Below are 22,489 nucleotides of genomic sequence, written 5' to 3'. Positions count from 1 at the left end.
TTTGGCAACCTGCTTATTGAACCAGATTTCGAGATTTCAACCCTCTACCATCCAGCACAAAGGCAAGTCCAGTATTTGTCACGCCGGTCAAGAGGTTATTCAGTCCTGGGTCAAGCGCTAAAACGTTCTCAGGACACAATTTGCAGCATTGAGCAGTCTTGCCCATCGTGAAGTGAACATACTCAACAACCCACTGCCCATTCGCCGGAATGAATCGCAGTTCTCGGATCTGCACATCCTTTAATCGTTCTGGTATCGGGATGTAGAACGCATCTCTTCCAAATGCAGTTTTTCCACCGTTGCCCAAAGGAACTCGAATCAAGCCTTTCTCTACTTTCAGGGATTGCCCCGTGAATACGACCCGATACAACCCGCCTTTGGTGCGGTATCGCGGCAATTTTGGTTCATGGTCGAACTGCCCCAGTTTGAACAGTTTTGAGAGGGATTTGAAGCTTTTGAACGCCTCATTCACAGATTTCAACACTTGCTGTGCAGCCTGAGAATGTAACAGCTTCCCGTTTTCACTCTCCTTCAGTTTTGCGTAGAGGTTGACATACTTCAGAACCTTGAACGGTTTCCGTCCTTGCTCAAAGAAGTATTGCCGAGACTCATACACGCCTTGGTTGTAGAGATTGTTGGCAAGACGCGCTAACTCAGTAAGCAACTGAGCAAGCTGCTTGTCAGGTTGAAAAACATCTTTTTGGACGGCTAAAAACATCATTGGGTTAAGATGGTATGCAGTTATTATAGAGGCCTATTTACGGAAATAGCAACCGTATGAGAAGTGCTAGCTTCTCAGGCGGCGAACATCATGAAAGGGTACAGTTCAAGACGGCTCAGAATGGAATTTCCACATCTCAAAAACCTGCATGAAAAATCCCAACTCTGGGCACACAGTTATTATTGGGGTACTACCGGGAACGTTTCAGCCCAGACAGTGAAACGGTATATCGAAGAATGTCAAGGCTGACTCTCCCTACTGCCGTAGGCGCGGGAACCGTTCTGTATTCCCGTCGTGAACGAGCAAGGTTTTATCCGGTTCCCGAACCCTCCGGTTTCTATAAAGAAGGTCTGTCTTTCCCTTGAGATATGATTTGGACATAGAACCACGCCACGTCTTTCACAGGGAACAGGTTAACTTTCCCGGCCGAAATGCTGATGTTGAAATGATTCCGCAGCAATTAATTCTCCGTAATTTTTTAAGTTATCGTCAGGCAATGCTCCCCTTTCGGGGGTTACACCTTGCCTGTATTTGTGGTGCCAATGGGGCGGGCAAATCCTCTTTATTAGAGGCCATTGCTTGGGCACTGTGGGGGCAAAGTCGCGCCAGCCGTGAGGATGATGTCATCTACTACGGTGAAGCTGAAGCCTACGTTGATTTTGAGTTTACGGTGCAAGGCCAAGGCTATCGCGTTGTGCGGGTTCGCCGCCGTCAACAGGGTACTGTCCTAGAGCTTCAGGTACAAACAGCGGTGGGCTACAGTTCCCTGACCCAGCGATCGCTGCGAGCCACCCAAGAGAAAATCATTCAAATTCTGCGCCTTGACTATCCAACCTTTGTCAACTCTGCCTATCTGCGTCAAGGCCGTGCTGATGAATTTATGGCGAAGCGTCCCAGTGAGCGCAAGCAACTATTGGCTGCGCTGTTGGGCTTAGAGCAATACGAGCCATTAGCAGAGGCTGCCCGCGATCGCGCCCGGGAGTACAAAGCACAAATCACCCTGCTTGAACAACGCCTGAGCGCTGAGGCCACTCAATTGGCGGCGCAGGCTCACCTTCAGGTGCAACACCAACACTTAACAGCGCGCATTGCCCAGCAGCGGCAGCACTTGCATCAGCAGCAGCGGGTTCTGCAAGAGCAGCAGGCCGCCTACCATGCCCAACAACTCCGGCAGCAGGAGTACCATAATCTTGTGCAGCAGCAGCATACCCTTGCCACCACCATTGAGCACCTCGAACAACAGTGCAATGCCTTAATCCAGCAACGGCAGGCGATCGCCAACTTACTGGAGCGAGCAGCGGAACTTGAGGTAGCGGCGTGCCAATGGCAGGATCTCACAGCGCAAGAGAGTGCTCTACAACAGCGCTTTAGTGACTACCAACGGCTGCGCCACGAGCGCGATCGCCAGCAGGCAATTTTAGAGGCGCAGCGTCAGGACTTACTGCATAGGCTGCACAAAGTGGATACCCAAATTCACCTGATCCAAGAACAGAGCCAGCACCTAGCCACCCTCATCGCCAAGGAGCCGGACATCCTCAGTGCCCTAGAGCAGCTCCAGCAGGCTCGTGCCCAGCTACAGGAACTAGAGGAACTGCAACAACAGGTCTTCCCCCTTCTGCGCGCCAAGCATCAGCTTGAGACCCAGCGGCAACAGCACTATGAGCATCTCAGGAGCCGCCGTGAGGAACTCCAGCAGCGATGGCACCACCTACAGGCGCAATTAAATCGCCAACCCGAGCTTGAGCAGGCGGTGTCGGTGATTACGGCGCAAATTGAGACCCTTGAAAAGAAACGCATCTATCAGGAGCACCTGCGGCAAAAGGGGCTTGAACGCCGTCAGTTTATGGAGCAATTGCAAGCACGCCAACGGGACTACGAGCGCCAAATTGGTCACCTTGATGAGTCCCTCGACCGTCTTGGCCAACCGGGAGCCGTCTGTCCGCTCTGTCAGCAACCCCTTGACGAGGAGCACTATCAGCAGGTGCTACGCCGCAATACCGCCGAAAAAGAAGACCTGCTCAATCAAGTGTGGGTTATTCGTGAGCAGCTAGCGGTCTCCGAGCGGGAAATTCAAGTCTTGCGCCGCGAGTATCTGGCGGTGGGGTATGAAGTCTCAGAACTCACGCAGTTATTTGAGCAGCGGGGGTACCTCCAACAGCAGATACAGTCCACCACTGATCTTGGCTCGCAACTCACTGCCCTAGCCACGGAACTGGAGGAACTCGATGCGCTCCTGCAAACAAAGACATGGGGGCAGGAGAGCCTAAGGGAACTAGAGGAGATTGAGGCGCACTTGGCCAGCCTGAACTACGACGAGAAAAATGTGGCGATCGCCCGCGCGCAGGTGGAACAATGGCGCTGGGCTGACGCTAAACAGCAGGAACTGCGTCACGCCAAACGGCAGTATCGTCAACTTCAGCAGCAACTCCCTCCCCTAGAAGCCCAGCAGCAACAGCTACAGCACGAGTTGGTAACCCTTCTGCACGACTCAGAGGCGGCGATCGCCCTGCGCGCCCTCGATGAGCAACTTGCCGCCCTCGCCTATGACCCCAAGGCGCATGCTGAGCTACAAGCTGCCTTAAGGGCGTTGCAACCCCAGCTAGAGGCCTATCAGGAACTACAGCGGGGGCGATCGCGCCTGCCCGAACTCGACCAAAAACAACAGGAACTAGAGCAAACCCTTGCCCTGCAAAGAGCCCAACGAGACAGTATTCAGCACCAACTGCAACAGCTAGCGCAATCCTGCACCGCCATGGCTGCCCAAGCCGCCACCCTTGAGCACCTCCAACAGCAGCTTACCCAGCAGCAGCACCACTTGGAAGCGGATTTGGCCGCTCACGGTAAACTAACAGCTGAGCTAGAACAACTGACGCGGCTGGCCAAGGAACACCAGCAGGGTCAGCAGCACCTTGAGCAGCTGCGCCACCACTTCCGTGTGTACAGTGAACTGGCTCAGGCCATGGGGAAAAATGGCATTCCAGCCATGCTCATTGAAACGGTGCTGCCCCACCTTGAGGCGGAAACCAATGCCATCTTGGGGCGGCTCAGCAACCACCAACTGCATATCCAGTTTATTACCCAGCGCAGTCGTCAGCGGGGCAGTGGTGACCGTAAACCCATTGAAACCCTTGATATTCTGATCGCCGACTGCCAAGGCACCCGCCCCTACGAAAGCTATTCCGGCGGTGAAGCGTTTCGGATCAACTTTGCCCTACGACTGGCCTTAGCACGCCTATTAGCACAACGCTCCGGTAGTGATGTCCAGTTTTTAATTATTGATGAAGGCTTCGGCACCCAAGATGCCCAAGGCTGCGAACGCCTCATTGCTGCCCTCAACGCGATCGCCCCTGAGTTTCAGTGTATTTTGGCCATTACCCACGTGCCCGCCCTCAAGGAAGCCTTTCAAACCCGCATTGAAGTGACCAAAGGCGATCAAGGATCTCAGATCAGCGTTATTGCCTAGGCATCCCGGATGGCAAAGCGGCAGCAGCAAAGACCCCTAGCAGATACAATGCCGATACAATAAAAGGCATAAAATACCGGTGCTCCTGCTGCCATGACGCGATCGCACCCTGTTGCTGCCACACCTGACCTCCTCCACGACCTGCAAGCGGTGCTTGATGACCTAAATAACTATCAACATGACCTCACCTACGAGGCAGCAAAAACGGCCTTAGAACAACTGCTGGCGGATTGTAGCGCCACTGCCGGTGAAACCTCACCCCTTGCCGGAGCGATCGCCCAGTTAGAAGATATGCTGGACAAACTCCACTACGGTGTGGTGCACATTGCTGTCTTTGGCCTAGTGGGGCGCGGTAAATCATCGCTTCTCAATGCCCTGCTGGGAGAGCCGGTCTTTGCTACAGGCCCCATCCACGGCGTGACCCAACAACAGGCAGCAGCACTGTGGCAGGTGTCTGACCCTGAAGGACACAGGCGATCGCCCATTCGCCTCATTGACACCCCCGGGCTGGATGAGGTCAACGGTGCCGAACGGGAAGCGCTAGCTCGGCAGGTGGCACAACAGGCGGATTTGATCCTCTTTGTGGTGGCCGGAGACCTGACGCGGCTGGAGTACGAGAGCCTCAGTCAACTGCGCGCCGCCAGTAAGCCCATGCTGTTGGTGTTTAACAAGGTGGATCAGTATCCAGAGGTTGATCGCCAAGCTATCTATGCCAAACTTCGCGATGAGCGAGTTAAAGCACTCCTCTCACCTGAGGAAATTGTAATGGTGGCGGCGGCGCCCCTAGTGCCCCACGTGCAGCAGGATGCCCAAGGCCGGGTGCAGGTGACCATGACGGTGGGCGCACCCCAGATTGAGCCTCTGAAAGTGAAAATCTTGGAGGTGTTGGCGCGCGAAGGTAAGGCGCTGATTGCCCTAAACTCGATGCTATTTGCCAACCAAATCAGTCAGGAGTTAGCACACTATAAACTCACACTGCGGGAGCAGGAGGCTAACCAACTCATTTGGAAAGGGGCAGTGGCCAAGTCCTTGGCGATCGCCCTCAATCCGGTGACGGTGCTAGATATGGTCAGCAGTGCCGTCATTGACGTAACAACCATTCAACTGCTCTCACGCCTCTACGACATTGAGATGACAGAGGCGGGTGCCAAAGACCTGCTGCAAACCATTGCGTTGGCCATGGGCGGCATTAGTTTGGGGGATTTTGCGGCCAACCTTGGCCTCAGTGCTCTTAAGGGGACATTGGGGCTAGCGGCGCCCGTCAGCGGTGGGCTTGCCCTAGGGCCTTACCTTGCGGTGGCCATCACTCAAGCCAGTATTGCCGGGGTCTCATCCTATACGATGGGGCAAGTGGCGAAAACCTATTTTGCCAATGGCGCTGGTTGGGGAGGGGCAGGGCCGAAAACCGTCGTCCAGAAAATTTTAGGCCAACTCGATCAACGGCATCTCCTGAGCCGTCTCAAAAGCGAAATTCAGAGCCAACTGCGCCCGCCAGCTAGGGAAGAAGCTTTTTGACCGTTGCAATGAGTTGAGCGGGGTCAAAGGGCTTGGTAATGTAGGCATCGACCCCTTGCTTTTTTCCCCAGTGAATATCAAAGTCTTCGCTTTTCGTCGTGCACATAATCACTGGCACATTCTGCGAGGCTGGCTCCCCCTTCACCCAACGGCACAGTTCATAACCATTCATGCGGGGCATGACCACGTCGAGAATGATGAGATCCGGGCATTGCGCTTTGATTTTTTCTTGAGCTTCTAGGCCGTCCTCAGCTTCAATAACCTCGTAGCGTTGTTCCTTCATAATTTCGACAATCATTGCCCGGAGGGTAGGACTGTCATCAACAACCATGACTGTGGCCATAAAAGTTCTGCCTGATACCGCTAAGAAACGATACTGTGATTATGGATGAGGTGGAGCGTACATTATAATATTGCCCATGGTATAGCCTATCATTTCTTACCCTGTTTGCAAAAATTGGCGGCAGACACTACCGGTGACCCAAGAGGTCACGAAACAGATCCCCTAGGGCGTGGCTAAACTCAGCAACGGTGCGAGGGGGCTGGCGCTGGCGGCGCCACGAGGGAGGGAGGCTCAACCAGAGGTTTAAGAGGGTGGGGATGCCAAGGCATTGGCTGCTAGCCTGCGTCTGCCATTGATCAAAGACCACATCGGAGCAATCGCTGACAACAACGTGGCCGTCGGCAAGAATAATAATCCAATCGGCCCAGCAGTAGGCAAAGTCAAGGTCGTGGGTTGCAATCACGATGGTGGTGCCAGCGGCATGGATGCGATCCAGCACCGCCCTAAGGTGCTCCGTTTGGGTGTGATCTAAATAGGTCGTTGGTTCGTCAAGGAGGAGCAGGGGGGGGGCTAAGGCCATCACCCCCGCCAGTGCGACGCGGCGCTTTTGTCCCAAGCTCAGGTGGTGCAGCGGACAATCAGCTAACTCCAGTAGCTCAAATTCCCGCAGGGTTTGCTCAAGGCGGGCTTCAATTTCAGGGGTGGGTAGGTCTAAATTGCACAAACCGTAGGAAATATCCTCCGCCACGGTGGCGGCCACCAATTGTTGCTCTGGGTCTTGAAACCCTAGCCCCACTCGCTGCCGCCATTGCCGCAATGCTGCGGGTTGATGCACGAGTCGCTGTCCTTGCCAGTACACCTCACCGCGATCGCAGCGGTAGAGTCCTGCCGCCACGTAAAAGAGGGTGGATTTGCCAGAGCCATTCAGACCCAGTAGGGCGGTTTTCCGACCAGCACCAAGCGCCACCGAGCAGTCTTGCAACACCGGTGTTAGGGTGTTGGGGTAGCGAAACCAAACGTGGCGAAACTCCAGCAGCGGTACAGACATGGTCTCAACCAAGGATACGATTGACTAGCAGCAGCAGGCCACCGCCAAGTCCTGCTTCCACAGCATACCGCTGGGAGTATGCGTAGGGCGGCGATCGCCACACCCGAAACTGTCCCGTAAACCCGCGACTCAGGAGTGCAAGGTTTGTGCCTTGGTAGCGCTGTAAGGACTGCCGAAACAGTTGTGCTGCCAACAGGCTGAGGCTATAGAGCCAGCGCGATCGCCGTTGATACCCCCCCCGTGCCCGCTGTGCGAGCTGGAGGCTGACGGCTGTGTCCAGCAGAATAAAAATATAGCGATACATGAGCATCAAAATATCCAGCAGAAAGGAGGGGACTGAGCGCCGCTCAAGTACCCCTAGCAGTTCTGGAAAGGGGGTCGTGAAAAGGATAAAGACCAAACAGCTACTGGCCACCAAGGTGCGCAGCCCCACCCCAAGGGCTTGAGTGACCTGTGCCTGCGGAATAAAGACCGACCATCCACCAACACTGAGGCGTCCCAGCAGTGGCTCTGTTGTTGTCGTCACTAAGCTTGTGGGTGCCACCTGCACTAACAGGCTGGGCAGGCTCAACACCCAAAATAGGGCGATCGCCCCGAGCACCGCAGCATAAACCCGCCACGGGATGCGAGCATAGCCAACAACCCAGACACTGAGCCAGAGCCACAACAGCCCTTGACTGAGAGGATGGGCAAAAAACGTAAACAGGAGCAGGGCGATCGCAAAAAGGAGCTTCTGCTCGGGCGGTATGTGCCGTAGCCCATTCCGGTAGGCGTAGGAGTCAAGGTGATGGTGCATGCAGCACGCTACCGTTACTTCTCCCGGCGAATTTGAAGACGTTTTTGGCGGTGGCGCTCGGTGTATTGCCCCACCACAAAGCCAATCACCCCCGCCCCCAGACTGGCTTGCAGGACAAAGAGTAGTGACTCAACCTCCGCACTCTGGGGTTCAAACACCGGCGTAGCCCAAGGAGTATAATCGGGTGCAATGTCGGTAATGAGGTCTTCCGCTTGGGCGTCGGCACCTTCAAACTCGGCGTTAACAAACAGCAGCGGTGCTGCCCCAAGGAGCACAACGGCACCAAGCAGCAGCCAAACCTGCTTCGCTTTCGAGTTAACCATGGTGACCACGCTCCTGTAACAGATTAAGGGTGCGTAATTCTGCTGCGCAGTAAGTGGTGAGCCAGTTCCAGACTAAAACCGTCAATAGACCCTCACTAATGGCAAGGGGAATTTGGGTGATGGCAAACACGGCGGCAAATTTGCCAAACGCGGCTGCCACCCCGCCAACACTATCGGGAAAGGCTAGGGCTAACTGCCATGCGGTGAGGGCATAGGTAATGACATTAGCGGCAAACGCAGCAGTAAACAGGGCGATCGCCGGCTTTCCGGTCAGACGCAAGATGCCGTTATAGCAGCCCCATGCCACCCATGGCCCGACCACTGCCATGGAAAAGCCGTTGGCACCCAAGGTGGTCAAGCCACCGTGGGCAATGAGCAACGCCTGAAACAGCAAGACCAACGTGGCCAACACCGTCATGATCGGTGGCCGAAAAAGAACCGTTCCTAGGGCAATTCCCGTCGGGTGGGACGAGCTACCGGTGACCGAGGGAAGTTTTAACGACGATAAAACAAATGCATAGGCACCCGCCAATGCGAGTAGTAGGGTGGACTCGGGCTGTGTCTTCACCTGTTGCCGCAGTGACCAGAGTCCCCATCCCAAAAATGGCAAGAACCCTAACCACCAGCCCAGCGCCCAGCCAACGGGTAAAAACCCTTCACTGATGTGCATTGCCACTGCCGCCCTCGGGCTGGCAATCACCATATACATCACCAGCAGGGCGATCGCCCCCAGCAGAGGGAGCCGCTTCCATTGCCTGACTTTCATTCATCTGTACCTCGCAGATATGCAACAATCCTCGGCGGGCATCCTGACTCAGAGCGGCCAAAAACCGTCATCACAGTTGCGGGACAGCGCCGGACTTGCACCGGACTTTCCCCCTTGCGTTCTGTGGCTGCTCCCCACAGAAACCGATTAGCGCTATTATAGGTCAGGACTGCTCGGTTACCCTTGGAAGCGTTTGCGCCTCAATGCAGGATGTCAACCCAATCGCGGCCAATGCGCACCGTTACATCCGACGAAATCACCCCAGTCGAGTTGGCCGACACCCGCCCAACCCCCAATACAGAGCGCACCATTTGAGCTGCACCCAAATCTCCTTGCTGCGCCAAGACTTCGGTTGCGGCGGCTTCTTGGTGCCAGTCATCGCTAATGATGACATTGCTGTAGCCATGATGGTATAGAAAGTCCGCCATATCTTGAGCCGCATCGGGACTCCCCGAGGCATTTTGCAAGGCAATGCGTACCGAACCACTTTCACTCCAAGTGGGGTCGGCTGCCACTGAGGGCGATCGCGCTGCAAAGTGAGTCTCAACGATGCGATCGATCCCGTCGTAGTCAAGGAGCCAGTAGCTGGCATCGTACCCATCACCACTAAACCGCCCGGGCAAGAGAATCATGCGCAGATTCTCAGGATCCGTGCGCAGGCTAAATTGGGCGATCGCCATCAGTTCGCCAAAGGTCAAATCGGTATCTACGTGTTTCTGGAGAACCTCGTGGAGTTGGGGGAGCCGCGTCAACATGACTGGATTCGCTAGTTTCGTTTGCAGCGCCTTGATCAACATTTGCTGGCGTTGTGCCCGGCCAATGTCACCGAGGTCATCGTAGCGAAACCGTACAAAGCCCTCAGCCTGCTCACCGTTGAGGGTTTGTAATCCAGGGTAAAGATCAATGTAGAGTTTTTGGGTGTGATCACTGTAATACATCCGCTTGGGAACATTGACCTCTACGCCCCCCACCAAATCCACAAGGGCACGAAACGCTCCCGGGCCAATGCGAATGTAGCGATCAACCGGAGTGTAGTTCAGGGTTTGACTCACCACCTTGGCAACTAGGGGGACATCACCATAGACATTGGCCGCATTGATTTTATCAACCCCATAGCCCGGAATGTCAACGCGACTGTCCCGAGGAATACTCAACACTGTGATGGTGTTGTCATCAGGGTTAAACCGCGCCAGCAAAATAGTATCGGTGCGGCCACGGAAACTTTCTGGCGAGCCTTCCGGTGCCCCCAAAACCTTGTCAACCCCTAGCACCAATAAATTGATAGGCCGACTCATCTTCCCTTGCAAGCTGCGAGCCATCACCTCAAAAAAAGAGGCCTGCGTATCGCCTCCCTGCTCTGCTTGAAAAGGCGACAGTAAGACAACACTCATTCCCGCAAAGGCCGAAATTAAAGACACCGTACCAAAGGCCGCCATCCAACCCAACACTCGCCATGGCGATCGCCGCGATCGCGCCTTAGTGTGCAGCGCCACTGCCTTTGCCCCTCGAGCCGCCGGAGCCGGATTCACTCGCTTGACCTGTTTAACGCCTCGTGCCACAACGTTAACTCCCACAACCTGCGACAGTCCCTAGGACTGGTGGACTCAATTGATGTTTCTAGTGTACGGGATGGATCACAAATCCAGTATTTATACTTAGGTACTTAAGTAGTCCGCAAAAAGGAATGGGTTCCGCAAGTTAGCCCCGCAGCCGCCCTGATTTCTGAGGACAACTCCCAAGTAACGGAGAGCGATCGCCATCGTTTAGTTCGCTATTATGCTGCCGCCTAATCAGTTTTGAAGACCACTAAAACTAGGCGTAAAACGGTAACGCGATCGCCCCGCTGGTACCCCCTGCCACTATCTGCCACGATTATGTATCGGACAATCCGCTAAGATTTGTATTAGTAGAGAGACGCATCTAGGCGTTGATGGGATTTTAAGGATTGTTACATTGACTCAGCCCGCTACTTCCCCCCTTGCCACCCCCCCAGCCGAGGAACAGGATCTGCAACGACAACTCATTGTCATCCTTGACTTTGGCTCTCAATACTCGGAACTCATTGCGCGGCGGATTCGGGAAACCCACGTTTACTCTGAGGTCATCTCCTATCGCACCAGTGCGGATCAGCTGGCACAGCTTGCCCCGAAGGGGATTATCCTTTCTGGGGGGCCAAACTCGGTTTACGATGACCACGCGCCGCAGTGTGACCCCGCTATTTGGGAGCTAGGGATTCCCATTTTGGGGGTGTGCTACGGCATGCAGTTGATGGTGCAGCAGTTGGGAGGCACTGTCGAGCGAGCAACGGCGGGCGAGTACGGTAAAGCAGCATTAAGCATCGATGACCCCACCGATCTGCTGACTAATGTTGAGCAAGACACCATCATGTGGATGAGCCACGGCGATAGTGTCTCTAAATTGCCGCCGGGCTTCCGCCGGTTGGCCCACACCCAGAATACTCCCATGGCGGCGATCGCCCACCCAGAGCGCAAGCTTTACGGGGTGCAGTTTCATCCTGAGGTGGTGCATTCCATCGGGGGCATTGCCCTAATTCGCAACTTTGTCTATCACATCTGTGACTGCGAACCCACCTGGACCACCGCAGCATTTGTGGAAGAAGCGATCCGTGAAGTGCGCGCTAAAGTAGGCGACAAACGGGTGTTGCTGGCACTCTCCGGCGGTGTTGATTCCTCTACCTTGGCCTTTTTGTTGCACCGTGCCATTGGTGATCAACTCACCTGTATGTTTATTGACCAAGGCTTCATGCGCAAAGGGGAACCGGAGCGGCTCCTAAAACTCTTTCAGGAGCAGTTTCATATCAAGGTAGAGTACGTGAATGCCCGCGATCGCTTCTTGGCACAGCTACGGGGTGTCACCGACCCCGAGGAAAAGCGCAAACGCATTGGCCATGAGTTTATCCGCGTCTTTGAAGAAGAATCCCGACGCCTAGGTCCCTTTGATTACTTGGCTCAAGGAACGCTTTACCCCGATGTTATTGAGTCTGCCAACACCAATATTGATCCCCAAACTGGCGAGCGGGTAGCCGTTAAAATTAAGAGTCATCATAATGTCGGTGGCCTGCCCGAAAATCTGCGATTTAAGCTGGTGGAGCCGTTGCGCAAACTCTTCAAAGACGAAGTGCGCCAAGTGGGTCGCTCCCTAGGCTTACCGGACGAAATTGTGCGGCGACATCCCTTCCCAGGGCCTGGCCTCGCCATTCGCATTCTGGGAGAAGTCACGCCGGAACGCTTGGACATTTTGCGGGATGCTGACCTGATCGTGCGCCAAGAAGTGAACCGCGCCCAGATGTACCATGACTTTTGGCAAGCTTTTGCCGTGCTCTTGCCCATTCGCACCGTTGGAGTGATGGGAGATCAGCGCACCTATGCCTACCCGATTGTGCTGCGGTTTGTCTCCAGCGAAGATGGCATGACCGCCGATTGGGCGCGCACCCCCTACGATCTACTAGAGCGCATTTCTAACCGCATTGTTAACGAAGTGCCGGGGGTTAATCGCGTTGTTTACGACATTACCTCAAAGCCACCGGGCACTATTGAATGGGAATAGTACCCCTGAACATTGCCAGAGTAGAGGGCGATCGGTTTAACTGGGAAAGATGGTGGTGTGAGTAACGTTCCATGAGTCGTAAATGGACACTGGCGATCGGCCTTGGTACAGCTTTCTTAGTGCCTGTTGCCGCCGTGGCACAGCCGAATGCGCCACAATGGCAGATTGAAGTGCCTCCTAGCACCAATCCGACCTTTGAGGTTGCACCTACCCCAGCCACCACCCCTCAATGGCAGACCACCCCTCCGCTTCCGACAGAGCGGACATGGCAGCAGCCAACCCCTGAAGAGTTAGCCCAACCTATCTTGCCCCCCGTTGCCGAGGAACCCACACCAGCCCTAGTCGTTGTCGAAGAGCCTGCCTTCCGGATTCCTCCCTTGATGCGCCCCCCCACGCGGCTGTTTAACTTAGAAACCGCCAATATTCTCTTGGAGCAGACGGCAGAATTGCGGGGCGGGATTCGAAATTACGATCCAAAGGTTGCTGGAGGCGGCGGTGGTCTGCAAACCTTTTTTGGCTCCATAGACTATGCGTTTAATGACCGCTTGCAACTGAGTATTAGCGGCAATTATTTTGATGACCCCCTAGGCCGCCTTGTCAATGGACTGCAACCCAATGTCCAGTTGGGAGCCATTGCTGGCGGACTCAAGTATCAGGTTTATCGCAATGACACTGTGGCCGTTGCCCTTGCTGGCTCTGTTGAAGCAGTGCGAGTGCGGTCTGACAATTTCCTCTTTGTCCCTGGGGCAGACGTTGTGGGCACATGGACGGTGGCAGCCTCCCTCCAAGCCCCGATCACCTATACCCTTAACCCTCAATTGCAGTGGCACTTTACCCCCAATCTCACCTATTTTCCCGACACAATTAACAACGGTGCTGACTTCTACGGTACGAATTTTAACTTCGCTACGGGGCTGAGTTGGCAACCCCATCCCCGCTTTAACCTCTTTGCTGACCTGAATATGCCGGTGGGGCCGGGGGGGAATGCCGTGCGCAGTAGTAACGGTGCCATTGTTAACTTGCCGGTGTGGAGCGCCGGGTTCCGCCTCTTGGTTAACCCGTCGGTTAGTCTTGATCTTGCGGCCACCAATGCTTTTGGCATAACGCCAGCAACTCGCACCTTGGCCTTCCTGCCGGGTGCCGATCAAGTGGGGGTGATGGCAGGGTTGAGTTACACGCCTAATATTGGGCCTGACTTTGCGCCACCGTTCCTTGCGAGTTTTCGGCGTGGGCCACGGCAGCCGCTGAGCGATCGCGATCGCCAACTGATTCTAGATGGCATTACCCTTACCTCCGCTAGCACCCTCGATCCCGGGATGTTCCGCTTCAAAGGGAATACAGGCACCGTGGGCACAGGCGTTAACGTTGGCGTTGGATTAGCCTACGATGCCCAGTTTGCCGTGGCGATTGAGCAATTTGAACGCGGTGAAACCCTCATTGAAAACCTTAATTACAGCGGCAACCTGCAACTGGGGTTGGCCGCCAAGCTACGGTTTCTCGACCAAACCCAAGGGGATCCCTTTTCCTTGGCCTTTCAAGGTTCCTTTAACCGAGGCATTGCCCAAGGCGGTGGCAGCAGCCGCTCCATCGGTGGCTTAGAGCTAGCCTTTATGTTTCAGCCCACTGAACCCGTTGCCCTGTACTTCAACCCGAAGTTGGGGCTTTTTAACCCCAATCAGCAGTTAGTTGCAGGGATCGGGATGGGGGTCAATGTAGAAGTTGTCCGCAACGTCCAGCTGATGGCCGAGGCGACCCCTGTATTTGGCGAAACTGGCGTATTTAGTGCTGGGTTGCGCTACGTGATCCCGCAGTGGGGGTTAGGCATTGATCTCTACGGCAGTAATGCGGCGGGAACGAGTATCCCCAGTGGCGGTTTAGTGGGGCAAGGCTCGCCCGGCGTGGGGGTCAACCTGCATTGGTTATTTGGAGGTTCAAGTCGGCGCAATGATCAAAAATGACATCTGGATTCGCACAATGGCAGCTCAGGGGATGATCCAGCCCTTTGAGGGTCAACTGGTGCGGCGGCTGGCCGATCAGCCGGTGATTAGCTTTGGCTTGTCGTCCTATGGGTACGATATTCGCCTCAGCCCCAAGGAATTCCGTATTTTCCGCCATGTCCCCGGTACGGTCGTTGACCCAAAGAACTTTAATCCTGCCAACCTAGAGTCAGCCCCATTACACAGCGACAACAGCGGTCAATTTTTTATTCTGCCGGCTCACTCCTACGGGTTAGGGGTTGCCCTAGAGCGGTTGCAGGTGCCTGAAAATGTAACGGTGCTCTGCATTGGCAAAAGCTCCTATGCCCGGGCAGGGATTATTGCCAACCTCACCCCCGCTGAAGCCGCTTGGCGAGGTCACTTAACGCTGGAATTCTCTAACTCCTCAAGTGCCGATTGCCGCATCTATGCCAATGAGGGAGTAGTACAGCTGCTGTTTTTTGAAGGTGAACCCTGCGATGTTAGCTATGAAACCCGGCAGGGCAAGTATCAAGATCAGCCGGAGGCGGTGACGTTGGCGCGAGTTTAACAAATGTCGTAAGAAGTCCCCGATTCTACCGCAGGTGAATCGTGTGATGAATGGCGACCCATAAATCAACGTGCGTAGCACATCCTCTTTGCTATCTGGTAGGATATTATCAGTAACATCCAAAGACGCTAAATGTTGCAAGCGTRGGTTGGATAGGCTCTGAACTTGTACGCTTGCAACATTTAGCGTCTTTGGATGTTACTGATAATATCCTACCAGATAGCAAAGAGGATGTGCTACGCACGTTGATTTATGGGTCGCCATTCATCCCACGATTCACCTGCGGTAGAATCGGGGACTTCTTGCGACATTTGTTAAAATGATGTGCGGAATTCCCGACCGTCTAGACCGTGGGGATGGATAGCACCCCCTGATTGGCTCTGGATATACTGTTTCACTATTTCTAGGGGTGCACCACCGCACGAAACAATACACTTGGAATTATGCCAGAGTTTTGCTTTCCCCCAATATACCTTGTCTATTTCTGCTTTGAATTGCTGTCTCAACACTCAACTTGATGCTGACTTTAGGGACGAGACCAGATGAGAAATGTTGTTATCGGGATGCAAATCAATCAATAGATGCACATGATCTGACTCACCATGAAATTCCGTTAGCCAGCTGCGATTCGCAGATAGCACGCATTCTAAAATAGGTTTCATTGCGTCTAACATTGGCTGAGTCAGAATTTTACGCCAGTATTTCGTAACAAACATGATGTGTAGGTAAATTCTAAACACAACATGAACACCGCTTCTAAGCTGGTTCATCCAATCCCTACAACTTCAATGCGTGCTAGACTAACTAATTGTACACAGGCGACTGAAGTGTATAACGTGGACAGCAACACCACTGTAAATAGAAGACAGACATTTCGACTGTACCCAACCAAAGGACAGGAGAAACTCTTGTTGTCTGCCCGTCGCTTGCACTGTTATTGGTAGAATGCTTGCGATCGCCCACCGTTTATACAAGAGTTGTTTCTGAAGCCTAACCGCAGAGTCTGTTTGTAAGCGTTCTGCAATAGGAATATCTTGATCCATGCTCACACCCGCTAAGCGTGTTTCCTGTTTCGAGGATATATGATACTTGTCTAAAAGGTGCTCTCCACGGGGTTGAGCAATTCCCAGAGTCGTAGGGTACCATCGTCGCTGCTACTCAACCAAACATGATGCTTTTCACTATAAATCAAGCCAGTAATAGCCGATTCATGACCGGCTAATATACCGACTAAGGATTGAGAAGGAATAGACCAAAGCTCAATGGAACCTTCATGGTTGCCGAAAGCTAATATATTATGTGATTGACTTATTGCTACTGAGCGAATAAATAAAGAATTTGTAATCCACTGGCGATCTAACTCACCGGTAATTAACCAAATACAAATTTGCCCATTTTGGCTAGCCGTTATAATCCTTGAGTTATCAGGAGCTACCGTTAATGCAGAAACAGGATTGCTGGAGACCTTAAAACGGTGTAATAATTCGCCAGTATTGGCTTGTTGGATATAAACTATAGAATCTTGTCCAATACTAATGACTAATTTGCCGTCACTGGTTGTCGTTAATGCTCTTAATCCACTTTTATGCTGGCAAATTGGTCATCCACCACTTTTTTTTTGATAAATTCCAAAGACGAATAATACCATTTTGGCTACCACTTAAAAGATGGGAGCAATTGTGGGGAAAAGCTAGAGAAATTGTTGATTCCTGATAACTAGCTAGGGTTTGAAGTAATGAACCAGTTCTTGAATGCCAAATTTTGATATTACCTGATGCTGCGGCACTGGCTAGTCGTTCACCATCATAACTCCAAGTCAACGATTGAACACGACTTCGATGAGCTTGCACCTCATGGAAGCATTGCTTACTTTTAAGATTCCAAAAAAGTATTTTGCCATCACAATGACCTGTCACCAAAATTAGCTGATTAGGGGACAGCGCCATCGTTGTGAAACCATTGTGGCTAGCCCCTAAGACTGAGTGCAGCGCCAAGTTTGAAGCTGACTGGCAGACGAAGACTCATCACGAGCATTAGACCTAGCGTTCGGTGCTGATTCAGTGTTCTGAAACTGAGCTTTTAGTTCTAAAGCCTTGGCTTTTTTGAGATCAGCAGTAGCGGATAGCTCCAAGCCTAAAACTGAGTAGATGAAACCACGATGGCGGTAAGCCTCTACATAGTTTGGGTTTAAGCGAATAGCAGTTGTAAAGTTCGCAATTGCCTCTTGATAACACTGCTTTTTTGCATACTGACACCCCAAGTTATAAAACTCTACTGCACCAGTAGCGCGAGTCTGAACACTAAGATCACCAGAAGAAGATGTTGTTGAATCCGAAATTGCTTGACACTGTTGATCTTTGTATTCCAGAAGCTTTTCATAGGCGATATTAATTTTTTTGATATTCTCTTCAGCGTTTGTTTTTAGAACTGAATCATGGGGGTACAAGTCAGGATGCCAACGACGTACCAGACGACGGTAGGCTAACTTGATTTCTTCAATAGAAGCGTCTGGGGTTAATTCTAGTACTTTCCAGTATTTTTCTAAATTCAGCATCTGAATTAACCGTTCGTTTATCTTGATTACACTGTTTTAATCACTGAGATCGAACCTGAAATATTGCTGCTAGTTCATAAGGCTGCTGAATATCTTTATATTGAGATTCATATTGAGAAAAAATATTAACTTGATAGTCTGTTCCCATATCTATCAGTGGGATTTTAACGTCTCTTTGAGAGCGTAAGACTTTCAAATCTTTTTGTTGATTACTTGATTGATGTATTGGTTGATAAGTGGCGACTACATCAACTTCTAAGGGAGCACGAAGAGTAATTTCATCGAAATGCTTAAGGCTGATGGTATAGTCTTTAGGTTCAACAAGCTCTAACTTCTGATCAAAGAAATGTGGTTTTAGAAGAGGAAATTTTTCAAATGCTTCCCGTGTTATTTTTTGCGGTAATAATTGCCACTCAGGAATTTCAGGAAAGTGAGAATATTGGACATCATAACGAATGTTATGGGTAATCCAAACATAAGCAATTCTAGCTTTGTCTTGCTCAGTATTAGCACGTTGAGACAAAATCGCAGCTAATCTTCTAACCGATGTTCCAGTGTAAGGAATATGTTTACCATCAAAATCTATTTTTTCAAAGTTGACTTGAGATAGCCCTGAGCCACTAATTTCAGATGCTTTTGGAATGCGATGAATTGGAGGAACTAAAGGTGAAATACTAAATACTGTTGGTGTATTGATTGCTATTTGTCTTGATGCATCGGTTGACAAAAATAGATTAGCTGCTTGTTTATTTATTTTGTTGGCAATAATGATGAGAGTAAGGATACCAAGGGACAAGGATAGCCATTGAGCAAATACGCTGTAGCTGTAGGCTTTACCTCGATATCTAGGGGAACGTTTCATGAGCCTTATTCTATGCTCTATGCTAATTTTGAGTCAAAACGATGTTCACCGCAACGGTAGTCCTAAAGATGTAAGGATAGGCAAGAGACGTTGTCTCAATTACCAGTGCTATTCAGTACAAGCCAATGCGGCTAACACTCGTTGCCGCGCCTTATGATACTGCTGGAGCCGTTGCCAATCCCATTCGGTTAAGTGGATGAGTCGGGTGGCATCCATGTTGTCTTCTAAGTCATACAACTTGACTTGGGTGGCCAAAGGATTTGTGAGGATGCGATCAATAAATTCATCATAGGTCTCGTTTGGACGACGACTCAGGCAATCAATCGCAGCAACAATATCGGCTGGGAACCCTGCAGCAGCCAATTGATCTAATGTCCAGTCCGTATCTTCAACCACATCATGTAACACAGCAACGATTTTTTCGGCCTGTGTTGCCCCTCGCATCATCATCCGCAACGGATGCAAGATGTAAGGATTGTTGGCTTTGTCGAATTGGTGTTGATGAGCTGTTGCAGCGATGGCGATCGCGCTAGCAAGTAAAGCAGGGGCGTTGTCCAACATTTTTCCAAGGCTCCGTTTCAATCCTTGATCGCCCCGAAGGACGATCGCAACTCGCCGTTACCCCAGTCTAGCGTCCCCAAGTTTTGGTTTCAATCCTCGATCGCCGCGTCAGCCGGGTCTGCCATTCGCAGCAAAACCTCTGAATCACCTTGAGACATTTTTGCTGCCTGCGCTTGGCGGCAATGTTCCGCCCGCTGGCGATCGTATCCCAAGCTAAATAAAGCAAGCGTAGTCACCCCAAACTTTGACACTCAGTAATGGGTTCATAGACAGTACTCGAGCTATAGCGTATGAATACTCCTCCACCTGCTACGGGAGGTGGCGGTGTCTTAATTAGAAGGATTTATCCCTCCCGACAGGCGGTATTCTCGCCGTGTTCTGGGAACTTTTGCCCAGAGACACCCCCAAGTCGTTTCCGCTATGGGGCTTTGAGTGACACCTTGACCCAGAGTCCGACCTATATGAAGCGACTCTCTAGGATTTATAGGGTGCTTCTCCATCACTTGAGAGGTCGTGTCTCCGAAGTGTTCGGAGCTCTCAGTTCCGCCCTTTACCGTACCGCTCAAGATGTATAGCATCATACCATAGAAACCGCCGCTCCTTGACCCCCACCTGTTCCGAGGTGGGGGAATGCGTTGCTAATTTTGTTCAATCCTCGTCACCAGTTACACAGCCGGTGATGCTCAAGGTCTAGTTTAAGCTGGACTCGTTTTAGGTCTCGACTCAAGAGGATGTTTTTTGTTGGTTTTTTCTTGATTGTCATAATAAATTTATAGTTGGTTCAATAATGGGTATAAGCTGGCGCAGTCACAAAGGAGACTAGTATGGATGACCTGACGCTGCCACAGCAATTGAGCTTTCCGTGGAATCCAGTTGTGACTGAGAACCAAGTGACACTGGCTCATTCTGTTGCCGATAGCCCCCAACAGCGTGTCCAACAACTAGAGCAGATCCTTGATCAATGTCAAACCTATATTGATGAACTCAAGCAACAACTCCGTAATCAGCAGTTTCTAGAAGACTTGCTAGCCCGCACTGAAGAAACCGCCCTCATCCAGCAGCAGGCCATCCTCACCCTACAAGAACAGCTTCACTCCCAAGCCACCTGCGCCCACCAGTTAGCAGAAATGACCAGTCGTCGCCAATCTTTGGAGATCATGGTGCAACAATCGCAAACTGAAATTCAGCACTTACATCAGGAGGTGGATCGGCTGCTGCACATTCAAGATGCTCTCGAAGCAAAATTAGTCAACAGTCATCGGTTGCTGCGGCAACGGGAGCACGACTTACAATTACTGGAATCGCAGCAACGGCAAGCTCATGAAGAAAAAGGGCTGCTCCAAACTCGCCTAGAGCAACTGCAACAAGAACTTAGCGATCGCGAAAATGACATCCGTGATCTGAGCAGTCGCCTGACTCAAGCCAATTACCTGATTGAGACCCAAGAACGAGTCATTAGTGCCCTGCAACAAACTCAAGGTCAAGAGTCCAGCAAAAATACAGTAATTCAGGGGCTTAGTAAAACCCTCTTGAAAACCCAAAAGACGCTGCAAGACCTAGAGCAAGAGTACCAGCTTCAGCGGCTGCAATACATGAAAGTGCAACACTACACCCAAGAGATAGAAGGTCGCTCCACGCAGCAACAGGCACGCCTCCAAAAGTTGGAAGCTCAGGTAGCCGAGCTTCAAGAGCAAATTCTGCATCAAGCCCAACAAGCCCGCGAGCAGGAAACCGCCATTCAGCATTGGAAGGATCGCTATAGCGCAGCGGAACGGGTGATTAGTCAACTGCAACAGGTGATTACCCAAATGGCGGCGGATAAGCCCACGCCACTCAATTCCCTACCATCAGGAAGCAGCTCCTAGACGTAATTGAGAGATCGATCGGGGTTCGCTATACTAATTCATAGTCGTTATGAGTTTGTTTTATGCTGAAGTTTATTGGCTGGGCGGGTAGTTTACGGGATGGCTCTTACTCACAAATGGCCTTGGACGCAGCGATCGCCAAAGCAGCGGCTCAGGGAGCCACCGTAGAGCGGCTGGATCTACGGCAACTGAACCTCCCCTTCTGTACTGGAGCGGATCACTACCCCGATCACCCCGATGTAGCAGTATTTCAGGCCAAAGTTACGGCAGCGGACGGCATTCTGCTGGTGACCCCTGAGTACCACGGTAGTGTCAGTGGGGTGCTGAAGAATTCCCTTGACCTGCTGAGCTTTCCGGAACTCAGTGGCAAGGTGGTCGCCATGATCAGTGTGCTGGGTGGCCAGGCAAACAGTAACGCCCTCAACGACCTGCGGGTGATTCTCCGCTGGGTACATGCATGGGTAATTCCAGAGCAGGTGGCGATCGGTCAAGCGTGGCAAGCGTTTACGCCAACAGGTCAACTCAAGGACGCTAAACTGGACGAGCGGCTAGACAAACTGATTACCAGTTGGCTTCAGACGACCCAACAATTGCGGCAACCCGTCTCCTCAACCTAACTGAACCTAACTGAGATCCTCCTGTAGCCATTGAGCTACCTGTTTGGCATGGTAGGTGAGGATCACATCTGCCCCTGCCCGCTTAAACCCGAGCAGGGTTTCCAAGACCACTTTTTTCTCATCAATCCAGCCATTGCCAGCGGCGGCCTTAACCATGGCGTATTCCCCAGAGACATTGTAGGCTGCCACCGGCACATCACTCACCTGCTTAAGCTGAGCAATCACATCCATGTAGGCTAGGGCAGGCTTAACCATGACCATATCTGCCCCTTCTTCAAGATCTAGGCTCACTTCCCGCACAGCTTCGCGCACATTGGCTGGATCCATCTGATAGGTTTTTTTATCGCCAAATTTCGGGGCTGAATCTAGGGCATCCCGAAACGGTCCATAGTAAGCCGAGGCATACTTAGCTGAGTAGGCAAGGATACCCACGTGGGTGTAGCCCGCTGCATCTAAGCCCGCGCGGATTGCGCCGATGCGACCATCCATCATATCTGAGGGGGCAACAAAATCCGCACCGGCGGCGGCTTGACTGACGGCTTGTTTCACCAGTACCGCAACGGTTTCATCGTTGAGGATTTCACCATTTTTGACGATGCCGTCATGACCTTCACTGCTGTAGGGGTCTAGCGCCACATCCGTAAAGATGAGTAGGTCTGGCAGGACGGCCTTGATGGCGCGCACCGATCGCTGCACCAGTCCCTCCGGGTTGTAGCTTTCTGTGCCTGCATTGTCTTTCAAGGCTTCGGGGACAAGGGGAAACAGGGCGATCGCCCCAATGCCTAAAGCATAGACATCTTTTAGCTCCAGAATGAGGCGATCAAGGGTATAGCGAAAGCAACCGGGCATCGAGGGGACTTCTTGAACCTGATCGTCCCCTTCCATCACAAAGACTGGATAAATCAAATCGGCGCTGGAGAGGGTATGTTCGCGCACGAGACGACGTAGTTGAGGGGTACGGCGCAACCGCCGCGGGCGATGGGTTAGATCCATAAATTCTCAATTAAAATGGAATGCGCTAA

Annotated in this window: 22 protein-coding genes, 1 pseudogene and 1 riboswitch; of the genes and pseudogenes, 8 read left to right on the top strand and 15 right to left on the bottom strand. The window is 52.1% G+C overall.

The features are described 5' to 3' along the window. Positions 1 to 13: 13 nt before the first annotated feature. Positions 14 to 721 carry an RNA-guided endonuclease InsQ/TnpB family protein gene (locus tag L5220_RS09175; protein WP_499573149.1) on the bottom strand — a complete coding sequence of 236 codons (708 nt, stop codon included), beginning with the start codon at positions 719 to 721 and terminating at the stop codon, positions 14 to 16. A gap of 63 nt (positions 722 to 784) precedes the next feature. On the opposite strand from L5220_RS09175, the gene tnpA (L5220_RS09170) reads away from it, so the two are divergent. The 3 genes from tnpA (L5220_RS09170) to L5220_RS09160 all read left to right on the top strand — a co-directional run bounded on the left by tnpA (L5220_RS09170) (position 785) and on the right by L5220_RS09160 (position 5,699). Then, positions 785 to 970 (top strand): IS200/IS605 family transposase, encoded by a 186-nt coding sequence (gene tnpA / locus L5220_RS09170; protein WP_448514922.1) that lies wholly within the window; start codon positions 785 to 787, stop codon positions 968 to 970. Positions 971 to 1,166: 196 nt separating this feature from the next. After that, entirely contained in the window at positions 1,167 to 4,184 is a 3,018-nt protein-coding gene (locus L5220_RS09165; RefSeq protein ID WP_499573147.1) for an AAA family ATPase, read from the top strand. 93 nt (positions 4,185 to 4,277) lie between these two features. Continuing rightward, positions 4,278 to 5,699, top strand: a complete 1,422-nt coding sequence (locus tag L5220_RS09160) for a DUF697 domain-containing protein (protein WP_499573145.1) — start codon at positions 4,278 to 4,280, stop codon at positions 5,697 to 5,699. Here L5220_RS09160 and L5220_RS09155 read toward each other — a convergent pair. The 6 genes from L5220_RS09155 to L5220_RS09130 all read right to left on the bottom strand — a co-directional run bounded on the left by L5220_RS09155 (position 5,680) and on the right by L5220_RS09130 (position 10,474). After that, positions 5,680 to 6,042, bottom strand: a complete 363-nt coding sequence (locus L5220_RS09155) for a response regulator transcription factor (RefSeq protein WP_099798163.1) — start codon at positions 6,040 to 6,042, stop codon at positions 5,680 to 5,682. The two genes, L5220_RS09160 and L5220_RS09155, sit on opposite strands and share 20 nt — an antisense overlap. 127 nt (positions 6,043 to 6,169) lie before the next feature. Then, a complete protein-coding gene (locus L5220_RS09150; protein ID WP_099798162.1) occupies positions 6,170 to 7,030 on the bottom strand; it encodes an energy-coupling factor ABC transporter ATP-binding protein in 861 nt (286 codons plus the stop codon). A 4-nt stretch (positions 7,031 to 7,034) separates the two neighbouring features. Beyond that, positions 7,035 to 7,826 (bottom strand): cobalt ECF transporter T component CbiQ, encoded by a 792-nt coding sequence (gene cbiQ, locus L5220_RS09145; RefSeq protein WP_499500223.1) that lies wholly within the window; start codon positions 7,824 to 7,826, stop codon positions 7,035 to 7,037. Between the two features lie 14 nt (positions 7,827 to 7,840). After that, a complete protein-coding gene (locus L5220_RS09140; protein ID WP_499573143.1) occupies positions 7,841 to 8,149 on the bottom strand; it encodes an energy-coupling factor ABC transporter substrate-binding protein in 309 nt (102 codons plus the stop codon). Further along, the gene (locus tag L5220_RS09135) at positions 8,142 to 8,915 is read right to left on the bottom strand and encodes an energy-coupling factor ABC transporter permease (protein WP_227517524.1); all 774 of its coding nucleotides are present in this window, start codon (positions 8,913 to 8,915) and stop codon (positions 8,142 to 8,144) included. Before L5220_RS09135 ends, L5220_RS09140 begins: the two co-directional genes overlap by 8 nt. Before the next feature lie 16 nt (positions 8,916 to 8,931). Beyond that, positions 8,932 to 9,078: riboswitch (cobalamin riboswitch) on the bottom strand. 37 nt (positions 9,079 to 9,115) lie between these two features. After that, complete coding sequence (locus tag L5220_RS09130) at positions 9,116 to 10,474, bottom strand: LCP family protein (protein ID WP_499573141.1); 1,359 nt, start codon at positions 10,472 to 10,474, stop codon at positions 9,116 to 9,118. Between the two features lie 394 nt (positions 10,475 to 10,868). Between L5220_RS09130 and guaA the strand changes: the two genes are divergently transcribed. The 3 genes from guaA to dcd all read left to right on the top strand — a co-directional run bounded on the left by guaA (position 10,869) and on the right by dcd (position 15,008). After that, complete coding sequence (guaA, locus tag L5220_RS09125) at positions 10,869 to 12,482, top strand: glutamine-hydrolyzing GMP synthase (RefSeq protein ID WP_227517523.1); 1,614 nt, start codon at positions 10,869 to 10,871, stop codon at positions 12,480 to 12,482. A gap of 71 nt (positions 12,483 to 12,553) precedes the next feature. Beyond that, positions 12,554 to 14,440 (top strand): hypothetical protein, encoded by a 1,887-nt coding sequence (locus tag L5220_RS09120; protein ID WP_499573139.1) that lies wholly within the window; start codon positions 12,554 to 12,556, stop codon positions 14,438 to 14,440. After that, positions 14,427 to 15,008 carry a dCTP deaminase gene (dcd, locus tag L5220_RS09115; RefSeq protein WP_099798158.1) on the top strand — a complete coding sequence of 194 codons (582 nt, stop codon included), beginning with the start codon at positions 14,427 to 14,429 and terminating at the stop codon, positions 15,006 to 15,008. Before L5220_RS09120 ends, dcd begins: the two co-directional genes overlap by 14 nt. 314 nt (positions 15,009 to 15,322) lie before the next feature. Here dcd and tnpA (L5220_RS09110) read toward each other — a convergent pair. The 7 genes and pseudogenes from tnpA (L5220_RS09110) to L5220_RS09080 all read right to left on the bottom strand — a co-directional run bounded on the left by tnpA (L5220_RS09110) (position 15,323) and on the right by L5220_RS09080 (position 19,221). Continuing rightward, a pseudogene (tnpA, locus tag L5220_RS09110) lies at positions 15,323 to 15,778 on the bottom strand (IS200/IS605 family transposase). Positions 15,779 to 16,101: 323 nt separating this feature from the next. Then, positions 16,102 to 16,515 carry a WD40 repeat domain-containing protein gene (locus L5220_RS09105; protein ID WP_499573155.1) on the bottom strand — a complete coding sequence of 138 codons (414 nt, stop codon included), beginning with the start codon at positions 16,513 to 16,515 and terminating at the stop codon, positions 16,102 to 16,104. A gap of 76 nt (positions 16,516 to 16,591) precedes the next feature. Beyond that, complete coding sequence (locus L5220_RS09100; RefSeq protein ID WP_499573137.1) at positions 16,592 to 17,002, bottom strand: WD40 repeat domain-containing protein; 411 nt, start codon at positions 17,000 to 17,002, stop codon at positions 16,592 to 16,594. After that, complete coding sequence (locus tag L5220_RS09095) at positions 16,981 to 17,562, bottom strand: J domain-containing protein (RefSeq protein ID WP_499573135.1); 582 nt, start codon at positions 17,560 to 17,562, stop codon at positions 16,981 to 16,983. Before L5220_RS09095 ends, L5220_RS09100 begins: the two co-directional genes overlap by 22 nt. A gap of 40 nt (positions 17,563 to 17,602) precedes the next feature. After that, positions 17,603 to 18,424, bottom strand: coding sequence for a hypothetical protein (locus tag L5220_RS09090; protein ID WP_499573133.1), 822 nt, complete (start codon positions 18,422 to 18,424; stop codon positions 17,603 to 17,605). A gap of 108 nt (positions 18,425 to 18,532) precedes the next feature. Further along, on the bottom strand, positions 18,533 to 18,985 hold the full coding sequence (locus tag L5220_RS09085) for a GTP pyrophosphokinase (protein ID WP_499573131.1): 453 nt from the start codon (positions 18,983 to 18,985) through the stop codon (positions 18,533 to 18,535). 89 nt (positions 18,986 to 19,074) lie between these two features. Continuing rightward, positions 19,075 to 19,221: a hypothetical protein gene (locus L5220_RS09080; RefSeq protein WP_499573129.1), complete on the bottom strand. Its 147-nt coding sequence runs from the start codon at positions 19,219 to 19,221 to the stop codon at positions 19,075 to 19,077. Positions 19,222 to 19,809: 588 nt separating this feature from the next. Between L5220_RS09080 and L5220_RS09075 the strand changes: the two genes are divergently transcribed. After that, positions 19,810 to 20,850, top strand: coding sequence for a hypothetical protein (locus L5220_RS09075; protein WP_499573127.1), 1,041 nt, complete (start codon positions 19,810 to 19,812; stop codon positions 20,848 to 20,850). Positions 20,851 to 20,912: 62 nt separating this feature from the next. Beyond that, positions 20,913 to 21,467, top strand: a complete 555-nt coding sequence (locus L5220_RS09070; protein WP_448534246.1) for an NADPH-dependent FMN reductase — start codon at positions 20,913 to 20,915, stop codon at positions 21,465 to 21,467. A gap of 6 nt (positions 21,468 to 21,473) precedes the next feature. On the opposite strand, the gene hemB is transcribed toward L5220_RS09070, so the two are convergent. Further along, positions 21,474 to 22,460, bottom strand: coding sequence for a porphobilinogen synthase (hemB, locus tag L5220_RS09065; RefSeq protein ID WP_448515190.1), 987 nt, complete (start codon positions 22,458 to 22,460; stop codon positions 21,474 to 21,476). Positions 22,461 to 22,489: the final 29 nt, after the last annotated feature.

It is taken from the genome of Synechococcus sp. PCC 6716, from assembly GCF_022570815.1.
Classification (GTDB): Bacteria; Cyanobacteriota; Cyanobacteriia; order Thermosynechococcales; family Thermosynechococcaceae; genus Thermosynechococcus; species Thermosynechococcus lividus.
This window is presented reverse-complemented; position numbering and strand designations above follow the sequence as displayed.